Source organism: Novosphingobium sp. B-7 (assembly GCF_000410615.1).
Taxonomy (GTDB): domain Bacteria; phylum Pseudomonadota; class Alphaproteobacteria; order Sphingomonadales; family Sphingomonadaceae; genus Novosphingobium; species Novosphingobium capsulatum.
This window is the reverse complement of sequence record NZ_KE148477.1, coordinates 438-1,594: the sequence shown is the minus strand read 5'-3', so window position 1 is coordinate 1,594 and position 1,157 is coordinate 438. Positions and strand designations below refer to the sequence as shown.

Sequence of the window (1,157 nt, the reverse complement as noted above, 5' to 3'; positions counted from 1 at the left end):
GCCAGCGACTGGCGCGAACAGGGCCTGGCCCCGGCGCGCGTGCCGGGCGTGCTCGGTTTCGCGAGCGAGGAGGCCGGCCAGGCCATCACGCTCGGCTCCGGCCGCTATCGCTGGACCGCCCACGACCCTGGTTGAGTACGCGGGCGGTTCGCGGCATCAGCGACGGGGCGCTTCGAACAGGCTGGGCGAAACGGCGGCCGCCAGGGCGGCATAGCCGGCATCGTTGGGGTGGAGATGGTCGCCCGGCTCCAGACGGGGATTGATCCGCGCCGGGTCGGCGGGATCGGCCGCCGCCTTCTCGAAATCGATCACTCCATCGAACAGCCCGCCGGTGCGGATGAAGGCGTTCACCGCCTGGCGCATCGCCTCGCCCTCCGGCGTGAAATAGACCGCGCCCTTGTAGGGCAGGATCGTCGCGCCGATCACTTTCACCCCGCGCGCATGGGCGCGGGTCACGATCTGGCGATAGGCCTCGATCACCTGCGCGGCGGTCACGTCGCTGTCGGGCTTGTTCCACCATCCGATGTCGTTGATGCCTTCCAGCAGCACGATATGCGTGACCCCGCTGACCGCCAGGGCGTCGCGGTCCAGCCGCGCCAGGGCGGGCAGGCCAAAGCCTTCGTGCAACAGGCGGTTGCCACTCATCCCCGCATTGACCACGCTCCATCCGCGATAGCGCGTATCGGCGGCAAGCCGCTTGGCGAACTGTTGGGGCCAGCTCATGTCCTTGCCGGGGGTGGAGGCGGCGCCTTCGGTGATCGAATCCCCGAACGCCACGATCACCGGGCCGCGCTGGGGCCGCGCCACTTCCACTTGCGACACCACCGCCGGGCCGCGCAGCGGGCGAGCGCCGGCCATGGACGCAGCCGCCAGTTGCTCGCCGGGCGCCACCACCAGATCGCCATGATGCGCGGCGGGCATCGCGCTGTCCTTGTAATAGACCGAGATCGCCAGGTGTTGCAGCGCCTCGATTGGCAGCGGCACGGCATCGCTGAGCAGCGGCGCGCCGGTTGGAATCCAGGCTTCCGCGCCGCCGGCAAAGGTTACCGCGCGGTCGCTGCCCGGCACCAGGCGTCCGTCTGCATCGACCAGCGCCACGTGCACCCCGGCGATCCGCACCGGGGCGATGCCCAGCTCGTTGGTCAGCTTGAGGCGGA

General features: G+C 70.4%; 1 protein-coding gene. It reads right to left on the bottom strand.

Going from position 1 to position 1,157, the window contains the following annotated elements:
- Positions 1–156: 156 nt before the first annotated feature.
- On the bottom strand, positions 157–1,157 hold a 1,001-nt coding region (locus H926_RS29495; protein ID WP_022677982.1), incomplete at its 5' end, for an SGNH/GDSL hydrolase family protein.